Below are 18,258 nucleotides of genomic sequence, written 5' to 3' on the forward strand. Positions count from 1 at the left end.
GACCGCCCCGGATCGCCCCACCTCACGGACCCGGAATGACCGACACCCTGACCCTGCTGAAGACCCGCCGCTCGGTGCCGCCGATCGCCATGACCGGCCCGGCGCCGACCCCCGCGGAGCTCGACGCCATTCTCTCCGTCGCCGCCCGCGTGCCGGACCACGGCAAGCTCGCCCCCTGGCGCTTCATCGTGATCGAGGGCGACGCGCGGCTGAAGCTGGGCGACGCCATCGCCGAGATCTTCGTCCAGGACAACCCGGACGCCGGTCCCGACCGGATCGAGGTGGAGCGCAAGCGGCTCGCCCTCGCGCCGCTCGTCGTCGCGGTGGTGTCCACGGCGGCCCCGCACGTCAAGATTCCGATGTGGGAGCAGGAGATGTCGGCCGGCGCGGCCTGCATGAACTTCGTGATCGCCGCCAACGCGCTCGGCTTCGCGACCTCGTGGCTGACCGGCTGGATGGCCTATGACCGGCGCTTCCTGGACCGGCTTGGCCTCGCCGGGCACGAGCGGCTCGCCGGCCTCATCCATGTCGGGCGCGGCAAGCCGCCCGAGGACCGCGTGCGGCCCGTGCTGGCCGACATCGTGACGCGCTGGAGCGCCTGATGTTCTACGAAACGGCGAAGGGCTCCGGCCTGCCCCACGACCCGATGAAGGCCATCGTCGCGCCGCGGCCGATCGGCTGGATCAGCGCGATGGGCCGGGACGGCAGCGTGAACCTCTCGCCCTATTCGTTCTTCAACGCCTTCTCGACCCGGCCCACCATCGTCGGCTTCGGCAGCGACGGCCGCAAGGACGCGGTGAGCCTCATCGCCGAGACGGGCGAGTTCGTCTGCAACCTCGCGACCTGGAACTTTCGCGAGGCGATGAACCAGACCTCCGCGCCGCTGCCGCGCGGGGAGAGCGAGTTCGGCTTCGCCGGGCTGGAGGCGGAGCCCTCGACCATGGTGAAGCCGCCGCGCGTCAAGGGCGTCGCGGCGGCGCTGGAGTGCCGGCTGGTCGAGATCAAGCAGCTCGCCGATTCCACCGGCGCCATGCTCGACAACTGGCTGGTGCTGGGCCACGTCGTCGGCATCTACATCGACGACGCGATGATCCGCGACGGCCGGTTCGACACGGCCGCCGCGCGGCCGATCGCCCGCTGCGGCTATTTCGACTACGCCGTCGTCGACGAGCTGTTCCAGATGCGCCGCCCGCCGGGCGGCTGAGCGGCGGCCGCGCCGTGGCGGCCGCCGGCCCGGGTCACTCCGCCGCGATCCGCGTCGCCTCGCGCGCGCGGCGCACGTCCGGCGGGATCGCCTCGTCGGCGAGCGCCGCGATGGCGGCGTCGAGCGTCATCGACTCCTGCGCCTGCGAGCCGAGGCGGCGGATCGAGACGGTGCGCTCGGCGGCTTCCTTGCGGCCCACGGCGATGATGACCGGCGTCTTGGCCAGCGAGTGCTCGCGGACCTTGTAGCTGATCTTCTCGTTGCGCAGGTCGGCGCGGGCGCGCAGGCCCGCCGCCTTGGCGGCGGCCACCACGTCGGCGGCGTAGGGGTCGGCATCGCCGGTGATGGTACACACCACGATCTGCTCGGGCGCGAGCCACAGCGGGAAGTGTCCCGCATAGCTCTCGATGAGGATGCCGAGGAAGCGCTCCATCGAGCCGCAGATGGCGCGGTGGACCATGACGGGCTGCTTCTTCTCGCCGTCCGCGCCGATGTAGAACGCGCCGAAGCGCTCGGGCAGGTTGAAATCGACCTGCGTCGTGCCGCACTGCCAGTCCCGGCCGATCGCGTCGCGCAGCGTGTACTCGAACTTCGGCCCGTAGAACGTGCCTTCGCCCTCGTTGACGCCCGTCTTGATGCGGCCGTTCGACTCCTGCGCCATGCGGGCCAGCACCTTGCGCAGGATGTCCTCGGCGTGGTCCCACATGGCGTCGGTGCCGACGCGCTTCTCCGGCCGGGTGGCGAGCTTGACCACCACGTCCTCAAAGCCGAAGTCGCGATAGACGCTCATCATCAGGTCGTTGATCGCCAGGCACTCGGCCTCGAGCTGGTCCTCGGTGCAGAAGATGTGGGCGTCGTCCTGCGTGAAGCCGCGCACGCGCATCAGCCCGTGCAGCGCGCCCGAGGCCTCGTAGCGATGCACCGCGCCGAACTCGGCGAGCCGGATCGGCAGGTCGCGATAGCTCTTCAGCCCGTGCTTGAAGATCTGCACGTGGCCGGGGCAGTTCATCGGCTTGAGGGCGAAGACGCGCTGTTCGGCGGCCTCGTCCTGCGGGTTCATGAAGGCGTGCGCGGATTTCACCGCGAACATGTTCTCCTGGTACCAGCCCCAGTGGCCGGAGGTTTCCCACAGGCTCTTGTCGAGCACCTGCGGGGCGTTGACCTCGTCATAGCCGAGCGGGCCGAGCCGGCGGCGCATATAGGCGATCAGGGTCTGGAACAGCGTCCAGCCCTTCGGATGCCAGAACACCGTGCCCGGTCCCTCTTCCTGGAAGTGGAACAGGTCCATCTCGCGGCCGAGGCGGCGGTGGTCGCGCTTCTCCGCCTCCTCGAGCTGGCGCAGATAGGCGTCGAGGTCCTCCTGCTTGGCGAAGGCGGTGGCGTAGATGCGGGTCAGCATCGGATTGTTGGAATCGCCGCGCCAGTACGCGCCGGCCACCTTCATCAGCTTGAAGGCGGAGCCGATCTTGCCGGTCGAGGTCATGTGCGGGCCGCGGCAGAGGTCGAACCAGTCGCCCTGCCGGTAGATCTTGACGTCCTGGTCCTCGGGAATGGCGTCGACCAGCTCGACCTTGAAGCTCTCGCCCTTGTCGGCGAACACCTCGCGCGCCTTGTCGCGGCTCCACACTTCCTTGGTGAACGGCTTGTCGCGCCCCACGATGGCGCGCATCTCCGCCTCGATGGCGGCGAAGTCGTCGGGCGTGAAGGGCTCGTTGCGGAAGAAGTCGTAGTAGAAGCCGTTCTCGATCACCGGGCCGATGGTGACCTGCGTGCCCGGCCACAGCGTCTGAACGGCCTCGGCCAGCACGTGGGCGGCGTCGTGGCGGATCAGCTCCAGCGCGCGCGGGTCGTCACGCGACACGAACTCGATCCTGGCGTCGCGGTCGATGGCATCGGCGAGGTCGGCGAGCTGGCCGTCCAGCGCCATCGCGACGGTGCGCTTGGCCAGCGACGGGGAAATGCCCTTGGCGATGTCGAGGCCGGTGACGCCGCGGGGAAACTCGCGCACGGCGCCGTCGGGGAAGGTGAGGTGGATCATGCTCGATCTCCGGCTCACTCCTGCAAACAGGTGCAGGTAAGTCGTTTGGGGCGGACGGAAATGGCGTCAGGGGGACCGCGGCGCGCCGCCGTCGCCCGGTCCGGCCGCCTCGCAGGCGAAGGGAGGGCGCTCGTTGACGCCGCGCCATCGCCCGTAGCGCCACGGTCTATACCACGCGCTCCCCTCCGGCAACGTGGCCGGGACGAAATCGAGGCCGCTCGTTCCCCACGGGTTGCAGCGGCAGATTCGCGCCGCCCCCATCCATCCTCCGGCCCAGATCCCGTGCCGCGCCATGGCCTCCTCGGTGTACTCGGAACAGGTCGGCAGATGCCGGCACTGGCGGCCGATCAGCGCCGAAAGCGTGTAGCGATAGGCGCGCAGGAGGATGGCGGCAAGCGTCAGTCCCGGCCGCGAGAACGGGGCACGGAAGGGGGAAAGATGACCGCTTGGTAAACTCTCCTCTTGCCGCGCGGCCTCGGGTGAGACACTATTGCGCCGCGATTTGTCATGATTTCTCAAGGCCCGCTTCACTCTCCCGGCGCTAGTTTAGGCGCTTGCATCGGCCAGAATGGTTGGTTATGTCGGCGTTCCGCCCGTGGTTAGCCTCGCCGGACCGGAGGTCCGAAGGCGCGTAACGGAGCAAACAGTTTGATGGTGTACCGCCTTCCTCGTAGCCGCGCACGTCTGTTCGTTGCGGCCCTGGCGTCAAGCGTCGCGACCGCCGCAGTGGCCGGATCGGCGTCGAATCCCCCCGCCGAGCAGCCCTATGGGTGGCTGCTCACGGTGAAGGGCAATGTGCTGGTGTCGCCGGAGTTTCCGGGCGCCGACTCCTATTCCTTCATCGCCTATCCGTCGCTGAGCCTGCGCCGCGCCGGCACGGCGGAAGGGTTCAACGCGCCGGACGACGGCATCAGCCTCGCCCTGTTCGGAAATTCGAGCTGGTCGGCGGGCCTCGTCGGCCGCTACCAGACGGGCCGCTACTCGGGCGACGACCGCAAGCTCACCGGCCTGCACGACGCCCGCTGGGCGGTGGAGCCGGGCCTGTTCGCCGAATACTGGCCGCTGCAGGACACGGTCCGCCTGCGCGGCGAGATGCGATTCGGCCTCAACGGCTACAACGGCCTGGTCGGCAATCTCTCGCTCGACTACGTCCATCGCGTCGGCAAGTTCGTCATTTCCGGCGGCCCGCGCATGGCCATCTCCGGCACCGACTACATGGTGACGTATTTCGGCGTGACCGCGCAGGACGCGCTCAACAACGCCGCCGTCACCGCCTACAAGCCCGACGCCGGCATCAAGTCGGTCGGTCTGGCCGCCGCCGCCACCTACAAGTGGAACGAGAGCTGGGCGACCACCGTCAACGCCGGCTACGACCGCCTCGTCGGCAGCGCCGCCGACAGCCCGATCGTCAAGAACCTCGGCACGTCCAACCAGTTCACCTTCGGGGCGAGCGCCAGCTACACCTTCCCGCTGGGCTACGCCGAGCGCTGAGTCGACTCGCCCGCTCGGTTCCGCCGAGCGCCGGAGCGATACTCTTCCGGACGGCCATTCGGGCCGCCAAAACCCCGAACCGCCCGGTTCGGGGTTTTTTCGTGCGCCGTCTCAGCGAACCCTGGCGAGCACGCCGAGGGCGCGCCGCAGATGGGGGCGGTCCAGCATCTCGCCGTCGAGCCCGATCACGCCGGCCCCCGGCTGGGCCTCGAACAGGGCGACGATGCGGCGGGCGCGCTCGACCGCCTCGGGGGAGGGCGTGAACGCCTCGTTGATCACCGCGACCTGCGCCGGATGGATCGCCATCTTGCCGGTAAACCCGTCGCGCCGCGCCGCCGCGCACTCCGCCCGCAGGCCCGCCTCGTCGCGGAAATTGGTGAAGACGGTGTCGATCGCCGCCACGCCCGCCGCCTGCGCGGCGAAGATGGAGAGGGCGCGGGCCAGCCGATAGGGGTCGGCGTAGCTTCCGTCGTCGAGGCGGTTGGTTTCCGCCCCCAGGTCGGCCGAGAGATCCTCCGCGCCCCAGGTCAACCCGGCGAGACGATGGCTCGCCCCGGCATAGCTGCCCATGTTGAAGATCGAGGCGGCGGTCTCGGTGGCGATGGCCAGGATGCGCGTGCCGCCGTCGTCGAGCCCTTGCTCGGCCTCGCGCACCGCGAGCTTGGCGGCGAGATGCTGGACGTCCGCCCCGGAAACCGACTTGGGCAGCACGACGCCGTCCGGCGCGGCTTCCATCACCGCGTCGAGGTCGGCGTCGGCGAGGCCGCTGCCGAGCGCGTTGACTCGCACATAGAGCAGCGGGCGGTCCTCCGCCCCGCGCGCCGCCGCGATGAAGTCGCGCACGGTGTCGCGCGCCGCCGCCTTGTGGTCCGACGCGACCGAATCCTCGAGGTCGATCAGCAGCACGTCGGCGTCGCCGCCCAGCGCCTTTTCGAGCTTGCGGGGGCTGTCGCCCGGCACGAACAGGAGCGAGCGCATGTCAGGCGGGGCGCTTGAGGATGAAGGCCTGCCGGCGGCACTCGGCCACCAGCGTCCCGTCCTGCTTGTAGGCGCGGTGGAGGAATTCGACGATGCCGGCGTCCGGCCGTGACTTCGACTCGCGCTTGCCCAGGATCTCGGTCGTGGAGCGCACCGTGTCGCCCTCGAAGAGCGGGCCGGGGAACTTGACCTCGTGCATGCCGAGATTGGCGATGGTGGTGCCGACCGTGAGGTCGTTGACGGACATGCCGATCATCAGGCCCAGCGTGAACAGCGAGTTCATCAGCGGCTGGCCCCATTGCGTTTCCTTGGCGCAGAACTCCGCGTCGATGTGCAGCGGCTGCGGGTTCAGCGTCATGTTGGAGAACAGCATGTTGTCCATCTGCGTCACGGTGCGCCGCAGCCGGTGTTCGTAGAGCACGCCGGGCTCGAAATCGTCGAAATAGAGCCCGCCGCGCGGGTGGCGGCGGTCATCGGGATGCGGGGAGCCCTTCGTGGTCGCTGCGCTCATCGGTGAACCTCGTTGCTGAAGGCGTGAAGGGTGACCGGGTCAGGGCGCGGCGGCAAGGCCCCGGCGACGGCGTCGCGCCGCCACGCCGCTTCCGTGCCGGCGAGAATGGCACAAGCATCGCGCTCCGCCGTCATGCTCCCGCCAAGTCTCCGCGACCTCGCGTCACCGTCAATGAGGCATTCGGCAGGTCTTTCAAGCCGTTCCGGAGGGCGGCGCTAACCAATCGTTTACCATAAAAGCCGAAGCTTTGCGGGCGCGCCCCTCGGGCGGCCCGGAGTTTCCATGTTCCTCTTCACCACGCCCCCGTCCGCTCCGGAAACCCGGTCGCAGAGCCCGGTGCTCGATGCGATCCGTGGTGGATCGGAGCGCACCGGCGCGGATTTCGACTACCTGATGAAGACGGCCCAGCGCGAATCGTCGCTCGATCCGCAGGCCCGCGCCTCGACCTCCAGCGCCAGCGGATTGTTCCAGTTCGTGGAGCAGACCTGGCTCGGGCTGGTGAAGGGGACGGGGGCGCAGCACGGCCTGTCCGGCTTCGCCGGGGCGATCGCCGAGACCAGGTCCGGGCGCTACGAGGTTTCCGATCCCGCGACCAGGGCGCAGATTCTCGCGCTGCGCGGCGACCCCGCCGTCGCCTCCGTGATGGCGGGCGAGCTGACGCGGCGCAACGAGGCGAGCCTCGCGGCCGCGCTTGGCCGCGCCCCGACCCAGGGCGAACTCTACATCGCGCACGTGCTCGGCGCGTCGGGCGGCGCCGACCTCATCCGCCGCGCCGCCGCGAACCCCGGCGCAAGCGCCGCCGCCGCCTTCCCGGAGGCCGCGCAGGCCAACCGCGCCATCTTCTTCGACAAGAGCGGGCGGCCCCGGGGCGTCGGCGAGGTCCACTCATTGCTGGCGGGCGGGGTGGAGCGGCTGGCCGTGCCGGCGGTCGCGCAGCTCAAGAGCGACCCGTCCACCTGGCTCGGCGCGACGCAGGCCCCGCTCGCCACCGCCTATGTGGAGCAGGACGGCCCGGCCATCCATTCGCTGTTCCGCACCGAGGGGCGCCGCGGGCCGCTGAACGAGACCGTCCGGCGACTGTGGGGCGGCGCGCCCGCCGCCGCCGTGGCGGCCGATCCGGTGCGTTTCTTCCCGCGCACGGCGTCGTCAGCCGTCGTTCCCGCCGAGTCTCCCGAAGACGGCGCGCGCCCGGCTTCCGTTCCCCTGCCGCCCGAGCGCCCGCGCGACCTCGGCCGGACCCACCCAGGTCGGTCCCTTGGCGCCTCGCGCGGCCCGCTCGACCTGACGACTTTCCTCCAGCCGAAGGTGTGACCATGCTCGTGCGCCGCTTTCTCGCCTGGGTCGACACCGCGCCCGCCGAGGCGCGCGCCAGCGCCATCGCGGCGCTCGCCCGCGCCTACATCGCCGGCGACATGGAGCCGGAGGAGCGCGGCGAGGCGGAGAAGGCGCTGACCCTGATGCTCGACGACCCCGAGCCGGCCGTGCGGCGCGCCATGGCCGTCACGCTCGCCTCGTCGCCGGAAGCTCCGCGGCACGTCGCCTCGGGCCTCGCGGCCGACGCCGACGGCTCGGTGGCGGCCCCGGTGCTGGCCGAGTCCCCGCTGCTGGGCGAGGCCGAACTGATCGAGCGCGTCGCGACCGGCGACGCTGCCGCGCAGGAAGCCATCGCGTCGCGCGCCCGCATCGCCGCGCCGCTGGCGGCCGCCATCGCGGAAGTGGCGGAGCCGAGCGCGCTGGCGAGGCTTGCCGGCAATCCCGGCGCGTCGATCCTCGATTTCTCGCTGACGCGCATGGCCGAGCGCGCCGGCGGCGACCCCTGCGTCCGCGCGGCGCTGGAGGCGCGGGGCGACCTGCCAGTGGCGGCGAAGCACCTTCTCGCCTTGCAGGACGCGGCGGGGCTCGGCCGCGACGAGGTCGAGCGCGCCACGATCGACCTCGCCCGGCAGTCGCCCGCGACGGAGCTGCGCGACTTCGCGCGACATCTGCGCCGCTCCGGGCAGCTCACCGCGTCGCTTCTGTTGCGCGGGCTGATCGTCGGCGAGACGCGGCTGTTCGCGCACGCGCTGGCGGAGCTGTCGGGACAGGACGCGCGACGCGTCGCCGGGCTGATGGCCGAGCCCGGCGCGGAAGGCTTCGCGGCGCTCTATGCCGCCGCCGGACTGCCCGAGAGCCTGCGCCCCGCCATCCTCGCGTCTCTCTCCGCGCGGCGGGAGCTCGACCCGGACGGGCTGCTCGACGACCCCGGCATCGTCCGCGCCATCGTGGCGCGCGCCGCCGCCGAGGCGGCCGACGAGGACCTGCTGGGACTGCTGCACCGGCTCGACGCCGACGCGGCGCGCGCCGAGGCGCGGCTGGCCGCGCAGGCGCTTCGCGATCAGCAGGCGAGCGCGGCGCAGGCGCTGCTGCCGCCGACCTCCGCGAACGAGGACGAGCCTCTTCCGGCGAGCGAAACGGCGGCGGAGGCCGCTGCCGACGATCTCCCCGAGGCCGACGCGGCGACGATGCCCGCCCTCGAACCGGAACCCCTCGTTGCCGCCGAGGAGGCCCCCGCGCGAACGGGAGATTCCCTCTACGCTGCTCTCGTCGAGCGCATTCTGGCGGGACGGTCCTGGGTCGCGCCGAGCGCCACGAGCGCCGTGGCGCTGGACGGGGAGGTGCTGCCGGCGCAGGCGGGCGGCTCGGGCGGCGACACGCCCACGCCGATCTGGGGCCCGCCCTTCGCCGGCGCGGAGGACGAGGACGCCGAGCGCAAGGAAACCCTGGCGGCCTGAGCGTTCAGTAGCCGAACTGCTCCAGCAAGATCCGCTCCTCGAGGCTGTGCCCGGGGTCGTGCAGCATCACGAGGTCGACCGTGCGGTCCATCGCGATGTCGACGCGCAGCACGTTGCGGTACTCGAAATGGTCCGCGACCGCGCTGACCGGGCGCTTCTCGTGCTCCAGCACGTCGATGGAGATGCGGGCGCGATCCGGCAGCAGCGCGCCGCGCCAGCGGCGGGGCCGGAACGCGGAAATCGGCGTCAGCGCCAGCAGCGGCGCGTTCAGCGGCAGGATCGGGCCGTTGGCGGACAGGTTATAGGCGGTCGAGCCCGCCGGCGTGGCGACCATCACCCCGTCCGCCGCCAGTTCGCCGAGGCGCGTCTTGCCGTCGATGCTGATGCGCAGCTTCGCCGCCTGGTAGGATTGGCGCAGCAGCGAGACCTCGTTGATGGCGCGCGCCGTGTGGGCGACGCCGCTGGCGTCCGTCGCCACCATCAGCAGCGGATGGACGATGCTGCGCTCCGCGCCTTCCAGCCGGTCAACCAGCCCGTCCGGCTGGTATTCGTTCATCAGGAAGCCGACCGACCCCCGGTTCATCCCGTAGATCGGCTTGCCGCTGCCCATGAAGCGGTGGAGCGTCTGCAGCATCAGCCCGTCGCCGCCGAGCGCCACGATGACGTCGGCCTCCTCGACTTGCGCGTCGCCGTAGCGCTGGCGCAGCAGCGCGCCGGCGTCCATCGCCTCCTCGGTGTCGCTGGTGACGAAGGCGATGCGGGCAAATCGACGCATGGGTTTCGCGGCTCGGGCGCCGACGCCCGGCGCGCGCCATCCTTAGCACGGAACGGCCCGGCGCGCGCGAGCCCCCGGCCCAGCCGAAGGTCGGGCTAGCGGAACAATTCGGGCCGGCGCAGGCGCAGGCTGGCGACGAGGAGCGCGGTCTTCATGTCGGCGATGTCGCCGGAATCGACTCGCGCGGCGAGGTCGGCCAGCGCGACCTCGTGGACGACGATCTGCTCGTGCTCGCCGGCGAGGCCGCCGCCCGCGCCGGTGCGCTGCCCGTCGCCGTAGGGCGCGAGGAACATGTGGATCTTCTCGGTGGAGATGCCGGGCGAGGCCCACAGGGCGGCCACGGGCTCCAGCGCCTCCAGTTCCACGCCGGTCTCCTCCTGGGCCTCGCGGCGGGCGCAGGCGGCGGGGTCCTCGCCGTCCTCCAGGATGCCGGCCGGGGCCTCCAGCAGCAGCGGCGGGCCGCCGGCGCTGAGGATGGCGGGGCGGGCCTGCTCGACCAGCAGCGCGACGCGCCGCGCCGGGTCGTAGGGCAGCACGGCCACGGCGTCGCCATGGTCCTCCACCTCGCGGCTGACCACCGAACCGTCGGCGAGGCGCACGCGCACGATGCGAAAGCTCGACCAGCCTTCATGGACGGTGCGGGCGTCGAGGATTGTCGCGGTCATTGTCGCGGTCATGGCGTCTCCGGCGGCGAGAGGGCGGGGCGATCGTGGCCGAAGGATTCCAGCGCGGCGTGTCCGCTTCATGGACACGGCAAGGCGGCCCCGCGACGCGTCGTCGCAAGAACGGGGGCAGGCGCGCGGGCCCGTCCCCGCCGGCAGGCCGGGCCGGCTCACTCGAGCAGGCTGGCGATCGTCACCGGGCGGTTCTCGTGCATGCTGGTCGCCGCCGCGACGCCGCACAGCAGCGACATGGCCCCGGCTTCCGCGCCGGCGCGCTGGCCGAGCCGGTCCTCCATGCCCTCGCGGAAGAGCATGTTGCGAAGGCGGTCGTCGCCGCCGAAATGGCCGCCTGCGGCGCGCGCGACCCAGATGCGCTCGACGCCCTGGAAGCTGCGGATCAGCAGGATCTCGTCGGCCGGCGGCTCCACCCAGGGCTGGGCCTCGTACTGGCGGACCTCGATGCGGCCCTTGGTGCCGTTGAAGGCGAGGCGATAGCCCTCGATCGGCATGGCGGCGTTGAGCGAGTAGGACGCCTGGACGCCGTTCTCGAACAGGATGGAGGCGTTCATCGTGTCGGGGATGTCGATGTCCTCGCGGAACACGCAGGCGTCGCGGACATAGCCGTCCTCGCGCGAGGGGTCCTCGTAGAGCATCTCCAGCCAGGGATCCTTGCTCATGTCGAAGAAGTAGTTGCAATGCGACGCGTGCGGGCAGGTGCGGCAGCGGTCGCCGCGGAACGGCCCATTGCGGCCGTAGACCTTGAGGTCGCCATAGGCGAACACCTGGCGCGGGACCGACTGGAGGTACCAGTTCAGCAGGTCGAAATGGTGCGTCGACTTGTGGACGAACAGCGTGCCGGAATTGCGCTCGTAGGCGTGCCAGCGGCGGAAGTAGTCGGCGCCGTGGCGGTTGTCGAGGTACCAGGAGAAGTCGACGGAGGTGATGTCGCCGATGGCCCGCTCCAGCAGCAATTCCTTGATGCGTGCGGCGGTGGGCGCGTAGCGGTAGTTGAAGGTCACGTCGACGCGCCGTCCGGTGCGCCGCTCCGCCTCCATGATGCGCTTGGCCTTGGCGGCCGTGGTGGTCATCGGCTTCTCGGTGACGACGTCGATGCCCGCTTCGAGCGCCTTGACGATGATGTCGTCGTGCGTGTGGTCGGGCGTGCAGACGATGACGCGCTGCGGGCGGGCCTCGGCGAACATCGTGTCGACGTCGGTGTAGATCGGCGCGTCGTGGGCTTCCATGGTGTCGCGGGCGCGGCGCAGGCGCAGCGGATTGGTGTCGCAGATGCCGACCATCTCCACCGCGTCGCTCCAGCCGGCGAGGAGTTCCTTGCCCCACATGCCGGCGCCGCGATGTCCGGTCCCCACCAGCGCAATGCGGTGCTTGTTGCTGCCGTTCGCCATGTCGTCGTCTCCCGCCCCCGCCGATGGGCCGCCTCGGGACGGTCCACTAAATAACCGTCTGGTTACAGGGCGCGGCGGGCGAGGGTCAAGTGCCGGTTGCGCAGCCCGGCCATACGCGCGTCGCCGGCGCTCAGCTCGCCGGCCGCTTCGTCAGAGCGAGGCCGACGCCGAGGGCGATCATCGCCGCGCCGGAGGCTTCGCGCAGGCGCCGCACCAGCGCCGGGCGGGTCGTCGCGCCGTTACGCACGCCGCTGGCGGCGAACGCGACCGCGACGTCGGCGAGGCTGTTGAGCGCCACCGACACGAAGCCGAGCGCGACGAATTGCAGCGCCACGTGGCCGTGCTCGAGGTCGACGAACTGGGGAATGAAGGCGAGGAAGAACGCGGCGGTCTTCGGATTCAGCGCCTCGACGAGCACGCCGTCGCGGAAGGCGCGCCGCGCGCCGACCGGGGGCGGGGCGTCCCGGCCCGCCGCCTGCGCCAGGGCGTCGCGCCGCGCGGCGAGGATCGTGCGCAGGCCCAGCCACGCCAGGTAAAGCGCGCCGATCCATTTCAGCGCGCTGAACAGCTCGGCGCTGGCGAGAACGAGGGCGGACACGCCCAGCGCGCCGGCCCCGACGTGAACCATGCCGCCGATCCCCGCGCCGAGGCTCGACGCGATGCCTTCGGCCCGGCCGCCGGCCAGCGTGCGGGCCGCGACGTAGAACAGGCCCGGCCCCGGGGTGACGGCGAGCAGCAGGGCGGCGGCGAAGAAGAGCGAGAACGTCGCGAGGTCGGTCATGGCCGCGCGTCATAGCGCGGCGGCGGCCGGTTGGCGAGGCCGCCCGGCCGTGGCGGCGAACTTCTCAGTACGCCGCCATCGAGATCACGGCCGAACCGACACCGGCGACCAGCAGGCCGAAGCCGGCCAGCAAAGCGAGCCCGCGGCCCACGCGGGAAGCGCGGAGGCTGCGGCGGAACACGCGCGACTCAGGCAGGGGCTTTGCGATGGTCATGATCCGCTCCTCGTCACGAGGGCTATCGATCGTGCCCACATCATGAGCCGCGCCGGCCGAAACGTCGGTGCGGACGCGCACGGCGGCGCGCCCGCGCCGGAGGCTCAGGCGGCGGGTTTCGCCATCCGGCCGATGCGGCTCAGCAGCGCCGCGCCGGTGCGGATGCCGTTGAGGAAGCAGGACAATTTCAGGTTCTCGTTGGGCGCGTGGTTCGCTTCGTCGGCGTTGGCGTAGGGCACGACGAAAGCGTGGGTGCCGAGGATCTTCGTGAACACGTAGTCGGGCAGGCTGCCGCCGGCCGAGGGGTAGAGCAGGGGCTCGACGCCCTGGGCGTCGACGATGGCCTGCCGGATCGGCTCGGCGAAGGGCGAATCCATCGGCGTCTTCGACGGCAGCATGCCGTTGAGCGGGCGGAACTCCACCTCGGGCGCGTGCTTGCGCACGTGGGCGGCGACCTTCTCGAACACCTCGGCCGGGGTCATCGCCTCGACGAGACGGATGTCGCACTTGGCGAAGGCCTCGTGCGGCAGCACGGTCTTGGAGCCCGGCCCGCCGTAGCCGCCGTGCAGGCCGTTGATGGTGAGGGTGGGGTGGAACATCAGCCGGTCCGCCACGGGCCGGTCGGCCGGCGCGTCGAAGCGCGACAGGGCCAGCTCGGCGCGAATCTCGGCGGGGTCGAGCGGCAGGCGCGCCGCCGCCTCGCGCTCCAGCGCGGTGGGCGGCACGATGCTGTCGCGGAAGCCCTCGATGGTGATCTCGCCCGCCTCGTTCTTCATCGACGCGAGCAGGTGGACGAGCGTCCAGATCGGGTTGGGGGCGACGCCGCCGAAATTGCCCGAGTGGAGGTCGCGCCGCGCGCCGCGCGCGCGCAGCTCGAACGAGGCGACGCCGCGCACGCCGAAGGTCACGGTCGGGCGGCCGGATTCGTGCAGCGGCCCGTCGGCGGTGACCACGAGGTCGGCCTTCAGCCGGTCCCGGTGCTCGCGCACGAAGTCGGCGATGTGCGGGCTGCCGATCTCCTCCTCGCCCTCGAGCAGGACGATGACGTTGCAGGGCAGTTCCCCGTGCGCGGCCAGGTGCGACTCGATGGCCAGGATCTGCGCGAAGTGCTGGCCCTTGTTGTCGCCGATGCCGCGCGCCCAGATCCGGCCGTCGCGGATGGTGGGCTCGAAGGGCGGGCTCACCCACTCCTCCAGCGGGTCCGGCGGCTGCACGTCGTAATGGCCGTAGAGCAGCACAGTGGGCGCGCCCGGCTTCTTCTCCCAGCGCGCCAGCACCATCGGGTGGTTGGCGGTGGGCACGGCCTCGGCCTGCATGCCCAGCCCGCGCAGCTGCGCGACGAGCAGGTCGGCGACCTCGCGGATGCCGATATTGTGGGCGCTGATGCTGGGATGGCGCACATAGTCCATCACACGCCGCACGAAGGCGTCCTCGTTCGCCGCGATGTGCGCGAACACCTTGTCCAGCCCCGCCAGGGTCGCGCCCGCCGCCGTCTCCGCCATGTCGCCCGCCTCTTTTATCCGTTGAACGTCAGGAGCAGCGCGCCCGAATCGTGCGCCTCGCACTCCCAGCCCGGAGCGACGAAGGTCGTCGCGTCGAGCTGCATCACGATGGCCGGGCCTGAGAGCCGGTCGCCCGCGCCGAGCGTCGCGCGGTCGTACACGGGCGCCTCGCGGACACCTCCGTCCACATGCACCGTGCGGCTGCCGACCGGCAGGGCGCCCGTGCCGCGCGGCAGCGCGATGCGCTGCGGGGTCGGCATGTCGCCGGTCGCCTCGATGCGCAGCGTCACCACCTCGATCGGAGCTTCCAGAGCGAACCCGTACAGGCTCTCGTGCGCGGCGGCGAAGGCGTGCTCCGCGCCGGCGCGAGAGCCCGCCCACGGAATGCCGATCTCGCCGCCCTGGCCCTTGTAGCGCATCATCGCGACGCGGGCCTTGCCGCGCGCGCGCTGCGCCACGCCCTCGGCGTCGAACCAGGCCTCGGCCTGGTCGTCCAGCTCCGCGAAGATCGCGTCCACCGCCTCGACGTCGACCGGCCCGGCCATCGGCAGGGTGCGGCTGAACTCGGCCTTGAGGTCGGCCGCGAGCAGCCCGTCGGCGCAGAGCACGCCGGGGGCCGGCGGGATCATCACGCGGGGGATCGAGAGCAGCCGCGCCAGCGAGCAGCCGTGCAGGGGGCCCGCGCCGCCGAACGGCACGAGCGTGAAGTCGCGCGGGTCGTGGCCGCGCTCCACGGAGACGACGCGCAGCGCGCCGACCATGTGGCTGTCGACGATGGCGAGGATGCCGCGCGCGGCCTGCTCGATGCTGAGCCCGAGCGGCGCGGCGACGCGGTCGCGGATCGCCGCGCGGGCCTTCTCCACGTCGAGCGCCATGCTGCCGCCGAGCAGGCGGTCGGGCAGGTTGCCGAGCGCGACATGCGCGTCGGTGACGGTGGGCTCGGTGCCGCCGTGGCCGTAGCAGGCCGGGCCGGGGCGCGCGCCGGCGCTCATCGGGCCGACGGTGAGCGCGCCGTCGACGATGCGCGCGATGGAGCCTCCGCCCGCGCCGATGGTCACCATGTCGAGCATCGGCAGCGGCAGCGGCCACTCGCCGACATGGCCGCGCTGCGTCAGCCCGACCTCGCCGTTCTTGATGAGGCAGATGTCGGCGCTGGTGCCGCCGATATCGACGGTGATGAGGTCCGAGATGCCGCAGGCCTGCGCCACGTCGCGCGCGCCGATCACGCCCGCCGCCGGGCCGGACAGGGCGGTGAGCGCGGGCGCGCGGCGGATGGTGCGCGAGCCGGCGACGCCGCCGTTCGACTGCATCAGCAGCAGCGGCGCGTCGATCCCCGCCTCGGCCAGGCGACCCTCGAGCCGCGTCACGTAGGTGGAGACGCCGGGCATGACCGAGGCGTTGAGCACGGTCGCCAGCGAGCGCTCGTACTCGCGCACGACGGGCAGGATGTCGACGGAGCAAGTGACGGCGACGCCCGGCAGCGCGGCGCGCAGCAGCTCGGTGACGCGCAGCTCGTGCGCCGGGTTGGCGAAGGAGTGCAGCAGGCACACCGCCACGGCCGGCACGTCGAGCCGGCGCAGCTCGGCGGCGGCCGCCTCGACGCTCGCCTCGTCCAGCGTCTCCAGCACGACGCCTCCCGGGCCGACGCGCTCCGCCACCTCGACCACGCGGCCGGCCGGAACCGGGCGCTCGGGCTTCACCCAGCTGTAGAGGTTCGCCTTGCGGGGAATGTCCTGGCGGCCGATCGTCAGCACGTGGCGAAAGCCGCGCGTGGTGACGAGCGCGGCGCGCGCGCCCTTGCCCTCCAGGATCATGTTGGTCGCGACGGTCGTCCCGTGCAGCACGCGGCCGATGCTTCGGGCGGACGCGCCGGCCTTCTCGAGGGCGAGGTTGACGCCCTCCATGAAGGCGCGCGACGGGTCGTCCGGCGCGCTCGGCGTCTTGGCCCGCCACACCCGCCCGGAGGCGGTGTCGAGCAAGGCGATGTCGGTGAAGGTGCCGCCGATGTCGACGGCGACGACGAAGGGGGCGCTCTCAGGCGAGTTCATCGACGTACTCGTTGCGGTGGAAGGCGCGGACGGCGGGGCGCTCCGCGCGCAGCCGGGCGGTGCGGGCTTCGTCGACCTCGAACCCGGCGATGGCGACGCCGTACAGGCGCTCGGCCGCCTCGCGGCTCACGAAGCCGCCGAGCACGTCGGCGAGCACGAGGTCGACGGGGCGGTCGTAGGGATGGCCGTAGCCGCCGCCGCCGCCCGTCTCGATGCGCAGGATGTCGCCCTTCTTCAGCACGTTGCCGTCCGAGAGCGGCGCGAGCTGGCGCTCTTGCGGCGTGCCCGGGTTGACGAAGGCGCGGCCGGGGCCGCCCGACATGCCGCCGGCGATGCCCCAGGGCGGGTTCTTCACGCAGTCGATGCGCAGCGCCATCACCGCCTCTTCGGCGAGGATTTCGTACTCGCGCACGACGCCGCAGCCGCCGCGCCAGCGCCCGGCGCCGCCGCTGTCCTCCACCACGCCGTAGGTGCGCAGGCGGATCGGGTAGCCGAGCTCCAGGAACTCGACCGGATAGTTCTCCTGCGCGACGAAATAGACGGTATCGATGCCGTCCGCGAAGGGCCGCGCGCCGTAGCCGACGCCGAGACCGTCGGCGAGCAGGAAGCGATCGCGCTCGCCCTTGGCGTTGATGTACGTGCCGCGCATGATCGAGATGACGTAGGCCGAATGCGAGGCCGGCGCGCCGCCGCCGGCGGCGTTGACGAGGCCGTTCAGCGTGGCGAGCAGGCGCATCATGGTGAGGCCGCGCATGCCGAGCGAGGCCGGGAAGCGCGGCCACAGCAGCGAGCCTTCGCGCAGGCGCACCTCGTCCAGCGACTGGGGCCCGCCGGCGTTGCAGACCTGCGCCGGGTCGCCGCCGAGGAAATAGAGGCCCAGCGCCATGCCCGGCACGCCGGGGTTCATCAGGAAATTCACCGGGCCGACCGACTGGTCATCGGTAGCGGTGCCGTCGAGGATGAAGCGGTCCTCCCCGTCCTCGCCCTTCTCGCGGGTCAGCGAGAGGCGCAGCTTCAGCGGCCCACTGCCGTGGCCGTCGCCGTCGATGGCGTCGGTGAAGCTGTGCGTGCCGTAGGGGAAGGTCTCCGCCAGCTTGGCGCGCACCAGACGGCGCGTGCGCTCCAGCAGGAGCGCCAGCGCGTCCTCGATGACGTCCGCGCCAAAGCGCGCGACGATTTCCGCGACGCGCTTCACGCCCAATTCCACGCTGCCCATCAGCGCCCGCAGGTCGCCCCGGCTCTGGTCCGGGAAGCGCGAGTTGCGGTGGAAGATGGCCAGCGCCGCCTCGTTCACGACGCCGGCGTCGATGAGCCTGGTGGGCGGGATGATGACGCCTTCCTGGAAGATGTCGGTGGCGTCGGGGCTGATCGACCCCGGCCGAATGCCACCGATGTCGGCGAAATGCGCCCAGCTCATCACGAAGGCGCAGCGCCGCCCTTCGTGGAACACCGGGGCGATCAGCACCTGGTCGTTGGAATGCGACACCGCCCCGCGCGAGCCGTAGCAGTCGTTGTACCAGTAGACGTCGCCCGGCTTCATCGACTCCTTGGGGAAGTGGGCGAAGACAGGGCTCGTCATGTCGCCGAACACCGGCACGTTGGAGCCGACCGCCATCACCCCGTCGGCGTCGAAGAGTGCGGTGTAGAAGTCCTTCTTCTCGCGGATGAAGGCGCTGATGGCGGTGCGCTCGATGAGCGCCTCCATCTCCGCCTGGGCGGCGCGGATGGCGCCGCGCACGATCTCCAGCGTGACGGGATCGCACGCGCCCCGGCCGGGCTTGGCCGACTCGGAGACGACAGAGGTGGCGTTGGGCACGGACATCGCTGTCGTCCTTCGCTCGAAAGGGAAAGGCCGGGACGCGCGCGGCGCGTCCCGG

Annotated in this window: 17 protein-coding genes; 5 read left to right on the top strand and 12 right to left on the bottom strand. The window is 71.7% G+C overall.

What is annotated here, in order from left to right:
* Nucleotides 1-35: 35 nt before the first annotated feature.
* On the top strand, nucleotides 36-602 hold the full coding sequence (locus NK718_RS17645; RefSeq protein ID WP_254744976.1) for a nitroreductase family protein: 567 nt from the start codon (nucleotides 36-38) through the stop codon (nucleotides 600-602).
* Nucleotides 602-1,204, top strand: coding sequence for a flavin reductase family protein (locus NK718_RS17650; protein ID WP_254744988.1), 603 nt, complete (start codon nucleotides 602-604; stop codon nucleotides 1,202-1,204). Before NK718_RS17645 ends, NK718_RS17650 begins: the two co-directional genes overlap by 1 nt.
* Before the next feature lie 34 nt (nucleotides 1,205-1,238).
* Here the strand turns inward: NK718_RS17650 and thrS are convergent, their stop codons facing one another.
* Nucleotides 1,239-3,242 (bottom strand): threonine--tRNA ligase, encoded by a 2,004-nt coding sequence (gene thrS / locus NK718_RS17655; protein WP_254744990.1) that lies wholly within the window; start codon nucleotides 3,240-3,242, stop codon nucleotides 1,239-1,241.
* Between the two features lie 66 nt (nucleotides 3,243-3,308).
* Nucleotides 3,309-3,644 (bottom strand): membrane protein insertion efficiency factor YidD, encoded by a 336-nt coding sequence (gene yidD, locus NK718_RS17660; RefSeq protein ID WP_254745080.1) that lies wholly within the window; start codon nucleotides 3,642-3,644, stop codon nucleotides 3,309-3,311.
* Between the two features lie 324 nt (nucleotides 3,645-3,968).
* Between yidD and NK718_RS17665 the strand changes: the two genes are divergently transcribed.
* Nucleotides 3,969-4,733 carry a MipA/OmpV family protein gene (locus tag NK718_RS17665; RefSeq protein WP_254744992.1) on the top strand — a complete coding sequence of 255 codons (765 nt, stop codon included), beginning with the start codon at nucleotides 3,969-3,971 and terminating at the stop codon, nucleotides 4,731-4,733.
* 111 nt (nucleotides 4,734-4,844) lie between these two features.
* Here NK718_RS17665 and NK718_RS17670 read toward each other — a convergent pair whose 3' ends face one another.
* Together NK718_RS17670 and NK718_RS17675 are read right to left on the bottom strand one after the other, a co-directional pair.
* Nucleotides 4,845-5,711 carry an HpcH/HpaI aldolase/citrate lyase family protein gene (locus NK718_RS17670; protein ID WP_254744994.1) on the bottom strand — a complete coding sequence of 289 codons (867 nt, stop codon included), beginning with the start codon at nucleotides 5,709-5,711 and terminating at the stop codon, nucleotides 4,845-4,847.
* Nucleotide 5,712: 1 nt separating this feature from the next.
* On the bottom strand, nucleotides 5,713-6,222 hold the full coding sequence (locus NK718_RS17675; protein ID WP_254744995.1) for a MaoC family dehydratase: 510 nt from the start codon (nucleotides 6,220-6,222) through the stop codon (nucleotides 5,713-5,715).
* A 282-nt stretch (nucleotides 6,223-6,504) separates the two neighbouring features.
* Between NK718_RS17675 and NK718_RS17680 the strand changes: the two genes are divergently transcribed.
* On the top strand, nucleotides 6,505-7,533 hold the full coding sequence (locus NK718_RS17680; RefSeq protein ID WP_254744996.1) for a lysozyme family protein: 1,029 nt from the start codon (nucleotides 6,505-6,507) through the stop codon (nucleotides 7,531-7,533).
* 2 nt (nucleotides 7,534-7,535) lie between these two features.
* On the top strand, nucleotides 7,536-8,993 hold the full coding sequence (locus NK718_RS17685; RefSeq protein WP_254744997.1) for a DUF2336 domain-containing protein: 1,458 nt from the start codon (nucleotides 7,536-7,538) through the stop codon (nucleotides 8,991-8,993).
* A gap of 4 nt (nucleotides 8,994-8,997) precedes the next feature.
* Here NK718_RS17685 and NK718_RS17690 read toward each other — a convergent pair whose 3' ends face one another.
* From NK718_RS17690 to NK718_RS17725, 8 genes are all read right to left on the bottom strand, one after another.
* On the bottom strand, nucleotides 8,998-9,768 hold the full coding sequence (locus NK718_RS17690; protein WP_254744999.1) for an NAD kinase: 771 nt from the start codon (nucleotides 9,766-9,768) through the stop codon (nucleotides 8,998-9,000).
* A 95-nt stretch (nucleotides 9,769-9,863) separates the two neighbouring features.
* A complete protein-coding gene (locus NK718_RS17695; RefSeq protein ID WP_371877319.1) occupies nucleotides 9,864-10,433 on the bottom strand; it encodes an NUDIX domain-containing protein in 570 nt (189 codons plus the stop codon).
* A 167-nt stretch (nucleotides 10,434-10,600) separates the two neighbouring features.
* Complete coding sequence (locus tag NK718_RS17700; RefSeq protein ID WP_254745004.1) at nucleotides 10,601-11,836, bottom strand: Gfo/Idh/MocA family protein; 1,236 nt, start codon at nucleotides 11,834-11,836, stop codon at nucleotides 10,601-10,603.
* A gap of 130 nt (nucleotides 11,837-11,966) precedes the next feature.
* Nucleotides 11,967-12,617, bottom strand: a complete 651-nt coding sequence (locus tag NK718_RS17705; protein ID WP_254745006.1) for a LysE family translocator — start codon at nucleotides 12,615-12,617, stop codon at nucleotides 11,967-11,969.
* A gap of 64 nt (nucleotides 12,618-12,681) precedes the next feature.
* Nucleotides 12,682-12,831: a hypothetical protein gene (locus tag NK718_RS17710; protein WP_254745008.1), complete on the bottom strand. Its 150-nt coding sequence runs from the start codon at nucleotides 12,829-12,831 to the stop codon at nucleotides 12,682-12,684.
* A gap of 104 nt (nucleotides 12,832-12,935) precedes the next feature.
* Nucleotides 12,936-14,333: a M20/M25/M40 family metallo-hydrolase gene (locus NK718_RS17715; RefSeq protein ID WP_254745010.1), complete on the bottom strand. Its 1,398-nt coding sequence runs from the start codon at nucleotides 14,331-14,333 to the stop codon at nucleotides 12,936-12,938.
* A 14-nt stretch (nucleotides 14,334-14,347) separates the two neighbouring features.
* The gene (locus tag NK718_RS17720) at nucleotides 14,348-16,381 is read right to left on the bottom strand and encodes a hydantoinase/oxoprolinase family protein (RefSeq protein ID WP_254745012.1); all 2,034 of its coding nucleotides are present in this window, start codon (nucleotides 16,379-16,381) and stop codon (nucleotides 14,348-14,350) included.
* Nucleotides 16,368-18,203 carry a hydantoinase B/oxoprolinase family protein gene (locus NK718_RS17725; RefSeq protein WP_254745014.1) on the bottom strand — a complete coding sequence of 612 codons (1,836 nt, stop codon included), beginning with the start codon at nucleotides 18,201-18,203 and terminating at the stop codon, nucleotides 16,368-16,370. The genes NK718_RS17720 and NK718_RS17725 overlap by 14 nt, the downstream gene beginning before the upstream one ends.
* Nucleotides 18,204-18,258: the final 55 nt, after the last annotated feature.

This window comes from Alsobacter ponti (assembly GCF_024294805.1).
Lineage (GTDB): Bacteria > Pseudomonadota > Alphaproteobacteria > Rhizobiales > Beijerinckiaceae > Alsobacter > Alsobacter ponti.

Excerpts from the sequence above, each read along its gene's own strand:
- NK718_RS17645 (WP_254744976.1), top strand. The coding sequence starts at position 36 with ATGACCGACACCCTGACCCTGCTGAAGACCCGCCGCTCGGTGCCGCCG.
- NK718_RS17650 (WP_254744988.1), top strand. The coding sequence starts at position 602 with ATGTTCTACGAAACGGCGAAGGGCTCCGGCCTGCCCCACGACCCGATG.
- thrS (WP_254744990.1), bottom strand. The coding sequence starts at position 3,242 with ATGATCCACCTCACCTTCCCCGACGGCGCCGTGCGCGAGTTTCCCCGC.
- NK718_RS17670 (WP_254744994.1), bottom strand. The coding sequence starts at position 5,711 with ATGCGCTCGCTCCTGTTCGTGCCGGGCGACAGCCCCCGCAAGCTCGAA.
- NK718_RS17675 (WP_254744995.1), bottom strand. The coding sequence starts at position 6,222 with ATGAGCGCAGCGACCACGAAGGGCTCCCCGCATCCCGATGACCGCCGC.
- NK718_RS17680 (WP_254744996.1), top strand. The coding sequence starts at position 6,505 with ATGTTCCTCTTCACCACGCCCCCGTCCGCTCCGGAAACCCGGTCGCAG.
- NK718_RS17685 (WP_254744997.1), top strand. The coding sequence starts at position 7,536 with ATGCTCGTGCGCCGCTTTCTCGCCTGGGTCGACACCGCGCCCGCCGAG.
- NK718_RS17690 (WP_254744999.1), bottom strand. The coding sequence starts at position 9,768 with ATGCGTCGATTTGCCCGCATCGCCTTCGTCACCAGCGACACCGAGGAG.
- NK718_RS17695 (WP_371877319.1), bottom strand. The coding sequence starts at position 10,433 with ATGACCGCGACAATCCTCGACGCCCGCACCGTCCATGAAGGCTGGTCG.
- NK718_RS17700 (WP_254745004.1), bottom strand. The coding sequence starts at position 11,836 with ATGGCGAACGGCAGCAACAAGCACCGCATTGCGCTGGTGGGGACCGGA.
- NK718_RS17705 (WP_254745006.1), bottom strand. The coding sequence starts at position 12,617 with ATGACCGACCTCGCGACGTTCTCGCTCTTCTTCGCCGCCGCCCTGCTG.
- NK718_RS17710 (WP_254745008.1), bottom strand. The coding sequence starts at position 12,831 with ATGACCATCGCAAAGCCCCTGCCTGAGTCGCGCGTGTTCCGCCGCAGC.
- NK718_RS17715 (WP_254745010.1), bottom strand. The coding sequence starts at position 14,333 with ATGGCGGAGACGGCGGCGGGCGCGACCCTGGCGGGGCTGGACAAGGTG.
- NK718_RS17720 (WP_254745012.1), bottom strand. The coding sequence starts at position 16,381 with ATGAACTCGCCTGAGAGCGCCCCCTTCGTCGTCGCCGTCGACATCGGC.
- NK718_RS17725 (WP_254745014.1), bottom strand. The coding sequence starts at position 18,203 with ATGTCCGTGCCCAACGCCACCTCTGTCGTCTCCGAGTCGGCCAAGCCC.